Source organism: Pseudomonas sp. FME51 (assembly GCF_014897305.1).
Genome location: NZ_JABUYN010000026.1, coordinates 1 through 9,183, shown reverse-complemented (window position 1 = coordinate 9,183; position 9,183 = coordinate 1). Strand labels below are relative to the sequence as shown.

Here is a 9,183-nt window from a genome sequence, read left to right as displayed (position 1 = left end):
TGATATGAAAATCATAAAATAAACCTCAAAGGTGATACGAAAATCATAATATTCACAAAAAAAAACAAAAAAGTGATTGATTATAAATTAATATCACCTTTATGATTGGTGATATTAATTTTTCCAATATAACCGAGGTGTTGATGTCTGAGCTTGTTGTGTTCAAAGCAAATGAATTGGCAGTTAGTCGCTATGACCTAACAGAGCATGAAACTAAATTGATATTATGTTGCGTTGCTCTATTAAATCCAACGTTAGATACCCCGTCGAGAGCAGATAGAACAGTGTCTTTCACTTATCAGCAATATGCAAAGATGATGGGCTTATCACCAGATAATGCATATCACCGCTTAAATAAAGCGACTAGTGAGTTAATGACAAGAACCGTAGAAATAATCTATCCAACTGGAAGGATATCTAAGCGCATATTCCAGTGGGTAAATTACGCTGAGTTTGACAGAGAAACACAATCCTTATCTTTGGTTTTTAGTGAAGATATATTGCCTTATTTGTTTCAGTTGAAAAAATTCATAAAATACAATCTGGAACACGTCAAAGCCTTTGAAAATAAATATTCCATGCGTGTTTACGAATGGATACTCAAAGAATTAACTCAACGTAAAACTCACAAAGCAAATGTTGAAATTAGCATTAATGATTTTAAATTCATGATGATGATCGAGAAAAAATATAAGGAATTTAAGATCTTTAACCGAGACGTGCTAAAGCCTGTAAGTAAAGATTTGAATACCTACAGCAACATGAAGTTAGCAATAGAAAAGCGCGGTCGTCCTGCTGACACCCTGATATTTCAAGTTGAACTGGATAAGCAAATTGACCTTGTGACAGAGCTAGCTAAAGATCCAGTATCAAAAAAAGAAGATAAGGCAATCCGTTTAACGCCTGAAAATCGTCTTCATGAGGGACTAAAAACAACATTGCATGATGCTTTAACTGCAAAAATTCAGCTTACCGGCTTTGAAGCTAAATTTCTGAGTGACATGCAGAGCAAATATGATCTAAACGGCTCATTTACATGGCTGACTCAAAAACAACGAGCCACGCTAGAGAAAATTTTAGCTAAATACGGACGGATCTGAGGTATCTATGGCACTGGTATCAGTTACAGAGGCAGCCAGACTAACTGGAAAAAACAGAACAACAATACATCGCTATATTAAGCAAGGAAAACTGTCGCAAATTTCTGATGCAACAAACACAAAAAAAGTAGATACATCAGAGCTTATTCGTGTATTCGGCTCACTAACGGCGACACATGCAACACTGTCGCAAAGCGATGCAATGCAATGCAGCACGATGCAACACCTAAAACAGATCAATCCGTTGCACTGTTACAACAAAAAATTGCACTTTTAGAGCAACTGCTTGAAAACAAAAATAAAGAATTACAACGTCAGGACGAGCATATAGACAGCCTGAAACAAGCAATGCTATTAATCGAATCCAAGCTGCCGACAACACCGGAACCCATTGCACCAGTACCAGCCAAAAAACCGTGGCAATTCTGGAAAAAATAGCCGTTTGGTGTCAGTTTTATGCTGAACCCCAAATCGTCATTTTGATAACAAATAACCAACATAAAAATGGGGATTTTTATGGGTGGAATATAAGGAATTTCGAGCGACTGAGTGGAATTATTGGTCGAGTGCCTAAGTCGCATTACGCTTAAGCACCTTTATGTTAAATAACCATGTTTTTCCCAACTTTATCACTGTTCAATGATGAGCCTGTTTCTGTATCGTCAACCTTCCCCTATAATCCTTTTCATTTTTCAATCTGTCATAAGGCAATGACATGCAAACTAAATTAATCAGAGAACTGAACAACGTATTAAAAACGTTCCCTCAATTTTGGAATGGTGACGAATTACAACGCTCGAAGGTCGTTGATGCGATCGAAAATAAAAAACCGGACGTTATTAAAGCATTGGTAGCAAACGAAAAAATCAAAACCGTTTATAGTACGGAGATTGACGGTATTTTTATTTTTGATTTTGATAAATTGTGCAAACTTCTGAAATACAAAGAATACTGGGCAAACAGCTTCACTAAATACCGCAATAAAGTGGGATTAACCAGTGAAGGTAAATACCTTGATTACAGCTCTGACGTAGTGCTGGACTTTCCTTTTAAGGATTGCGTGCTTGAAGGTGGTATGACCAAAGAAGAACAGGGGAAGGATGAAATCTACTACAATGAAATCATTGCTCGTGATGAAATTGACACTTTATTTTCACTCAAAGCATTCACCAATGCTAAGCGATATACCAAAGAAGCTGTAAAAGAAAATATCACCCAATTTAACGATAATGAAAATCTAATAATTAAGGGAAACAATCTCATTGCACTACATTCAATAAAAAAAATTTACGCAGAAAAAGTGAAATTAATTTATATAGACCCACCTTATAATACAGGAAATGACAGTTTTAAATATAACGATCGATTCAATCGATCAACATGGCTGACATTCATGGAAAATAGGCTTCAGGTAGCTAAAGAAATACTTTCTGATGATGGGTTTATTTTTATTCAATGTGATGATAATGAATCGGCATATCTTAAAATTTTATGCGATTCAATTTTTGGAAAAGAGAATTACAGGAATTCAATCTATTGGCATAGAACCTACGCAGGGAAAACTGTAAAAAGTAAGCTGCCATGGAATACAGATACAATATTATTTTATTCCAAAAGAGAAAGTTCATTATTAGAACCATACACAGCGGAACTCAGTACTGCTGACATAAAATCCTATAATAAGGATGATTTTGATGGAAGAGGTAAATACAACACTGTTAGCTTACAAAAAACAAGCTCACCAGGGCCACAAACAACTTATGATTATATAGATAATACAGGTAAAAAATGGATCTGCCCTGAAAAAGGGTGGAGAATGAACAAAGAAAAACTAAAGGCTTTGGAAAACGACAATAGGTTATATATTACTGACAAAACAATAAGAGAAAAATATTATCTTAAAGAAAGAAAAGAGATCGGAAAACAAATAGATAATTTTTGGCATGACATTGGAAATTTAAATAGGGTTTCTGATATTGCTTTTATTGATGGACAAAAAACCGAAAAATTAATGCAACGGATAATTAGCCTTGCTTCTAAAGAAAATGATATCGTCTTAGACTTTCATCTTGGTAGCGGAACAAGTGCAGCAGTCGCCCATAAAATGGGACGTCGCTATATCGGCATTGAACAGATGGATTATATCAATGAGATCACCGTGCCACGTCTGCAAAAAGTCATTGCCGGAGAACAAAGTGGTATTTCAAAAGACGTTAACTGGCAGGGAGGCGGCAGTTTTGTCTATGCAGAGCTGATGGAGTTGAACGCCTACTTCGTACATGAAATCCAGAAAGCGCAATCCAATGAAGAACTGGAAAAACTTTTTGCCGTGATGAAAACAGAAGCACACCTCAATTACCAAGTAGCGTTGGAAAACGTGCTGTCTGCTGAGTACGAGATGGACGGCATTCCGCGTAAAGTCGCGTTCAGTGAACTGGAGTTGCACGAACAGAAACAACTGCTGATTGAGATCCTCGATAAAAATCAGCTTTATGTGAACGCCTCCGAGATAGACGACAGTGACCTGAATATCTCAGAGAGTGACAAAACCTTTACCCGCAGCTTCTACGGGATGGAGTAACAGCATGGCGAAGAAACCGAAATCCGCCGGCGGTGAGAAGCTGCTGTTTAACAAACTTAACCAATTTGATGAGCCGGGGCTGTTCCACGACCATTATGAGACGCCGGATTATATTCAGGCAAATCTGAAAGATACCCTGCGCCCGTATCAACACGGCGCGTTGCGTTACCTGCATTACACGCAGCGTAAACGGGATGAGGCGCAACTGCATTACCGTCACCTGCTGTTTCACATGGCGACTGGTGCCGGGAAAACGATGGTGATGGCGGGCACGATACTCTATCTGTTTAAAGAGTACGGGTATCAGAACTTTATCTTCTTCGTGCATACCGACGCGATTATCCAGAAAACCCGTGAGAACCTGCTTAACCCGCAGTCGCCGAAATACTTATTCAGTCAGGAAGTCGAAATCGACGGGGAAAAAATCACCATTGCACCGGTGGAGACGTTCCCGTCTGCGCCGGAGCGCAACACAATTTACCTCAAGCTCTCGACCATCCATAAGATGCACGATGAGCTGAACAGCTACCGTGAAAACAGCATCACCTACGAGGATTTAAAAGAAATTCCATTAGTGCTGCTCGGTGACGAAGCGCATCACTTCAACGCCGGTACGAAAGCCAAAGGAAAAGCGAAAAACTCATCGGAGAACGAGGAGCAGACTTGGGAGCGCACGATTGAGAACATTCTCGACCTGCGACCAGATAACCGCCTGTTCGAGTTCACCGCCACCATTGACCTCGCGAATAAAGACATCGGGCAAAAATACCGTGACAAAGTGGTGTATCAGTATGATTTAAAACAGTTCATGTCAGATGGTTACTCGAAAAAAGTCATGTTACTGGAAGCGAACCAGAACGACACTGACAAGATGCTCGATGCGGTACTGTTAAGCCAGTACCGTAAACTGGTGGCAGCGGATCACGATATCACCGGCTTCAAACCGGTCATTTTGTTCAAATCGAATAAAATCGCCATCTCGAAAGCGAAGCAGGATGAATTTTCGCAACTGATTGCCGCACTGACACCCGAGAGCGTCAGACGCCATCTGGCGAATAAAAAAGTACAACTCAGCTCTGACACCAGTATCTGGCACAAAGTGATACAGCGTTATGCCGACAGCGATTTGGGAACTGTTACCGGACAGATTCAGGAAGATTTTAACGATTTCAACCTGCTGAACGTCAACAAATCAGACCTGCTGGAAGAAAACCCCGTTCTGCTGAACACGCTGGAAGAAGTCGATAATCCGGTAAGAGCCGTTTTTGCTGTGGCGAAAGTCAATGAAGGCTGGGACGTACTCAATCTCTATGACATTGTCCGTATCAGTGAGCAGGCGAGCAGCAGCAAAACTGGCACGGACAGCGAAGCCCAGCTTATCGGACGCGGTGCGCGTTACTACCCGTTTGTTTATGACGGTAAACGCAGCTTCACCCGCCGGTTTGATAACAGCGCAAAAGCGTTAAGCGTACTGGAGCAACTGCACTACCACACCATCAATGAACCGGCGTATATCAAAACGCTGCACGCATCCCTTGAACAAGCAGACATTGACGCGCATCAGGATGGCGGCGGCACGGTTGAGCATGCCAGACTGAAAGCGGACTTTAAAAAATCCGCGGTGTATCAGACCGGGAAGCTGTATTTCAACGAAGTGGAAGAAATCGAGAGCAGCAGCCGTAACTGGGAAACGTACTCACTGGAAACGCGCTTTGAAATACCGTACCAAACTGCCGGTGAAGAGTCGCTGGACAACCTGACAGGAACAACGGGGGGCATTACAAAAGACGAACCGCTGGTATTGGATGCGCGTTTTTACCGCAAGGCGATGCAGAAAATCCGTTTCTACACACTGGATAACCTGCAACGTTTTTTCCCGAAGCTGACCACTATTCGAGAGTTTATCAACAGCAAGGACTATCTAGGCAAACTGGTCATCACTGTCACCGTGCCGCAGTCACTGGATTTCTCCGCCGTACCGGCAAAAGACAAACTGCATCTGCTGGAAACCGTCCTGCTGCGTATTGCAGAGAACATACGACGCAATGACCAGAAAGTGAAAGGCACGTACCGCTTTATCAGTCAGCCGGTGAAAGATGTTATCAAGGACTACAGCCTGCACATTGACCCGTCGGTTATCATTAACCAGAAAATAACTGCCACACAGACGGTCGGTAAAAAATGGTACGTGTATGACAATGCGATACTGAATCAGCTAGAGCATCGTCTGATAAAAACGCTGGAAACCTTTATGCCGAAACTCAAAGCCCGTTACGACGATATTTACGTGCTGCGTAACGATGAGCAGTCAACGCGCTTTAAGCTCACAGAATTCGGCGGTGTACGCGGTTTTATGCCGGATTTCATCATGATACTGACGCGCCATGCGGATAATACTTACTGGCAGGTTTTCCTTGAGCCGAAAGGGGATGATAGGTTGCAGGGTGACGCATGGAAAGAGCGAATGTTGGAAACCCTGAATGACCGTGAACGCATTGTGATTGATGAAAATGAGGACGTCAGACTGGTCGGGATTAAGTTCTTTGCTAACAGTCAGATGGACGCATTCGTCACCGACATGCAGAACAGGTTAAATGAGGGCGAACCACTAGAAACCACCTCGCTACTTTGACGACTTGCACGGGAAAACGGCGTATTCAGCGCCGTTTTTTTATTGTTTGATAATCAGATATGTGTCTTTTTTATCACCATATGACTGCCTTGTATCCACTTTCACACAAGGTTTTCCGTCACACGTGGAGATATCAGCCAGCGGGGCTTTTTTCTGCCAGACCGCTTCCATACGTTGCATTTTTGCAATTCGGTCATAGCCACTGTCGATAAAATAAAACATCCCCCAGAGACAGCCCCCCATGACAGCAACCATTGTCAGGGCGATATAAATCGCGGATTTCCACGTATAACGAGACATTTCACGTCGCATTGCACTCACGGATTCATTAGCTGCTGTAACCACCTGATTGAGTGCATTAACGGCGGGTTTCTGATGCGCCAATCCCGTTTGTTTGAGTTCTTTTTCAACCTGAGTTAAAGCGGTACTCACCGATTGTCTGACCGTGTCGGTCATCTTACCGGAAGCACTGTCCATTTCATGAATCACTTGCGCCAATTGTGCTGTCTGGCGGCTTAATTTAGCTGATTCCGCCTGAAATTCATCAATCAATGCAGCAACGCGTTTCTCTTGTGCTTGCTGATGACCAATCAGCGCGGCAATTTTTTTAATCTCATCGTTCATATTTAATCCTGTCTATCGAGAAAATGACCAGCCTTTATCCGGCTTTTGTCGTTTCTGCTCGGCGAGTCGCTGCCGTTCTTTTTCCTGCTGACGTTGCTTCTCAGCCAGTCGCTCACGCTCCTGTTGCCTGACCAGTTCCTGATGAATATTCTGAAACTCTGCCATCGAGTCATTAATCAAGGATTGAAGGTCAATCTCTTCTTGTATCTCACTCAAGACATCATTGACCAATGGTGTTAGTTTTTCAGGCTCTTTTTCAAAATCAAACGTTCTGCCCTGAGCCTCATCTTGCGTCACATCCCATTTAGGAGTTTCAGTGACGCTCTCCCGCTCTGCGAGGGCTTCCCGTAATGACGTTGTCACATCAATCACGCTGTCGCGTTCATCACGGCAGTGCTGAGCCTGTCGCTCCGCTTCTCTGCGCTCCATCACCGCGTGTAACTGCTCAGGTTCAAACTTCCTGACCTGTCCCGCGCCAAAATGTCGCTCCGGCTCACGCTCAAGCCCCTGTTCTTTCAGGGAACGCGCATCCACACGGTCAGGATGCTGATAACGCTCAAGATGGTTATTTTGTAATGTTGCCCAGCGTTCCCGCTGCGCGATAAGGTATTCCTTGCGTTCTGTCGGCGTTTCGCCGAACCGCACCTTTTTCGCGCCGCCGCGCTCAGGCTCTTTACTGTTCGCCCGTTTAAAATACTGCTGCGGGTCACGCTCGATACCGTCATTAAGCCGTTCAGAAAACATAATATGCGCATGCGGTTGTTCACCGCCCTCAATCGCCGCTCTGGGGTTATGAATAGCAAATTGATAGACGTGCCGGTCGCCAATTTCCTGTTGAATAAAATCACGAACAAGCTCAAGGCGTTGTTCAGGTTTCAATTCACGCGGCAGGGCAATTTCAATTTCTCGGTAGGTACAGCCGTTGGCACGTTCAAACGTGTCCGCAGCTTTCCAAAACTCGGACGGTTTATGCGCTGCCCACGCGGGCATATTACCGGATTCCTTATGTTCAAGGTCATTGTCTTTTTCACGGGCATATTTTCCCTCACGCGCAATATAATCGGAATGGGAAGCGGCTTTGCCTTTCCCGCCGATTTTAACGCTGAGATGATAAGATGCCATGCTGTTTTCGCCCGCTGCAAGCGCGCACCGTTTCTAAACAAAGTGAAGAAACGTCTAAGTGCGCCCTATCAATAAAAAGGATGATAGGGATTGTAGTGGAATTTGACCTGAGTTGCCAATCATGAGCATAATTATTTCATTCTAAAAACAGCATGAGTGGTAAAGATGAAAAACGAAAAACAAGCAAAATGGCTCACAGACAGAGTGCAATATATCCGTGGTTTAAAAGCACCGAATGAGCAACAACGCTTATTGGTGATATTGCACGATAAAGCGGATAAAACCGCCCAAGAAATAAAAACGCTCTCATTGTTAATTCAGGCGGAGCGTGCAGCAGAAAAAGCCCAGGAAGCCCGCACGAAGGTGATGAATCTTATTCAGGCAGAGAAGCGTGCAGAAGCCAAAGCTGCCCGTAAAGCGCGTGACCATGCCCTTTATCAATCAGCGGGGTTACTTATTATGGCGGGGTTAGTGGACAGTCAAACGGGTAAGCCGGTAGATGACCCTGCCAAACTACTGGGGGCATTAGTCAGCTTGCATGAATTACCCCGTGAGAATCCCAAATGGGCAGAATGGAAAATAAAAGGGCAAGCATTACTCAATCAGAAAAAGGAAGATTAGAACAGGGTGTTAATGCCCTCTAAAACGCCACAGGAAGTTCGTGGAGAGGTTTTACTGGCTCGGTAATGGATTTCATCGCCTAATACTGAAAGCGTAGCACAGAAGCGCATACAACCACTTTCCTGATTGAGCCGTGAGCGAAGCGAACTCAATGACACGGGAAAAACAGCTACGCAGTGGCTGGATGGTCGGAGACAAAAGAAAGGGTCAGCGAGTTGCCCGAGCAAAGCGAGGGAGCTACTGAGGTGTTTTAGGTTTGTTTTGAAAAGGAGCAAACCTTGTTTGCGACATCCTTTTAACTACTGCAAATCGACGGCAGTTTTCTGATTTATCCACAGGGCTGGGATCTATTCTTTTTTATCTTTTATTCTTTCTTTATTCTAGCGTTTTTATTTCATTGATTTTAAACATAAAAAAAACACAAAGGTGATACGAAAATCATAAAAGGTGATATGAAAATCATAAAATAAACCTCAAAGGTGATACGAAAATCATAATATTCA

The 9,183-nt window shown here is 43.3% G+C and carries 7 protein-coding genes; 5 read left to right on the top strand and 2 right to left on the bottom strand.

What is annotated here, in order from left to right:
* Positions 1-143 precede the first annotated feature (143 nt).
* From INT39_RS22085 to INT39_RS22070, 4 genes are all read left to right on the top strand, one after another.
* Positions 144-1,100: a replication initiation protein gene (locus INT39_RS22085; protein ID WP_193017566.1), complete on the top strand. Its 957-nt coding sequence runs from the start codon at positions 144-146 to the stop codon at positions 1,098-1,100.
* A 207-nt stretch (positions 1,101-1,307) separates the two neighbouring features.
* The gene (locus tag INT39_RS22630) at positions 1,308-1,538 is read left to right on the top strand and encodes a hypothetical protein (RefSeq protein ID WP_226894190.1); all 231 of its coding nucleotides are present in this window, start codon (positions 1,308-1,310) and stop codon (positions 1,536-1,538) included.
* 277 nt (positions 1,539-1,815) lie between these two features.
* A complete protein-coding gene (locus INT39_RS22075) occupies positions 1,816-3,681 on the top strand; it encodes a site-specific DNA-methyltransferase (protein ID WP_193076122.1) in 1,866 nt (621 codons plus the stop codon).
* Positions 3,682-3,685: 4 nt separating this feature from the next.
* A complete protein-coding gene (locus INT39_RS22070) occupies positions 3,686-6,313 on the top strand; it encodes a DEAD/DEAH box helicase family protein (protein ID WP_193017570.1) in 2,628 nt (875 codons plus the stop codon).
* A 39-nt stretch (positions 6,314-6,352) separates the two neighbouring features.
* Here the strand turns inward: INT39_RS22070 and INT39_RS22065 are convergent, their stop codons facing one another.
* Both INT39_RS22065 and INT39_RS22060 read right to left on the bottom strand, forming a co-directional pair.
* Positions 6,353-6,937 (bottom strand): tRNA modification GTPase, encoded by a 585-nt coding sequence (locus tag INT39_RS22065; RefSeq protein ID WP_193017569.1) that lies wholly within the window; start codon positions 6,935-6,937, stop codon positions 6,353-6,355.
* Positions 6,938-6,949: 12 nt separating this feature from the next.
* Positions 6,950-8,059, bottom strand: coding sequence for a MobA/MobL family protein (locus tag INT39_RS22060; RefSeq protein WP_193017568.1), 1,110 nt, complete (start codon positions 8,057-8,059; stop codon positions 6,950-6,952).
* 165 nt (positions 8,060-8,224) lie between these two features.
* Here INT39_RS22060 and INT39_RS22055 point away from each other — a divergent pair, with 165 nt between their 5' ends.
* A complete protein-coding gene (locus tag INT39_RS22055; protein ID WP_193017567.1) occupies positions 8,225-8,680 on the top strand; it encodes a conjugal transfer protein TraD in 456 nt (151 codons plus the stop codon).
* The last annotated feature ends 503 nt before the right edge of the window (positions 8,681-9,183 follow it).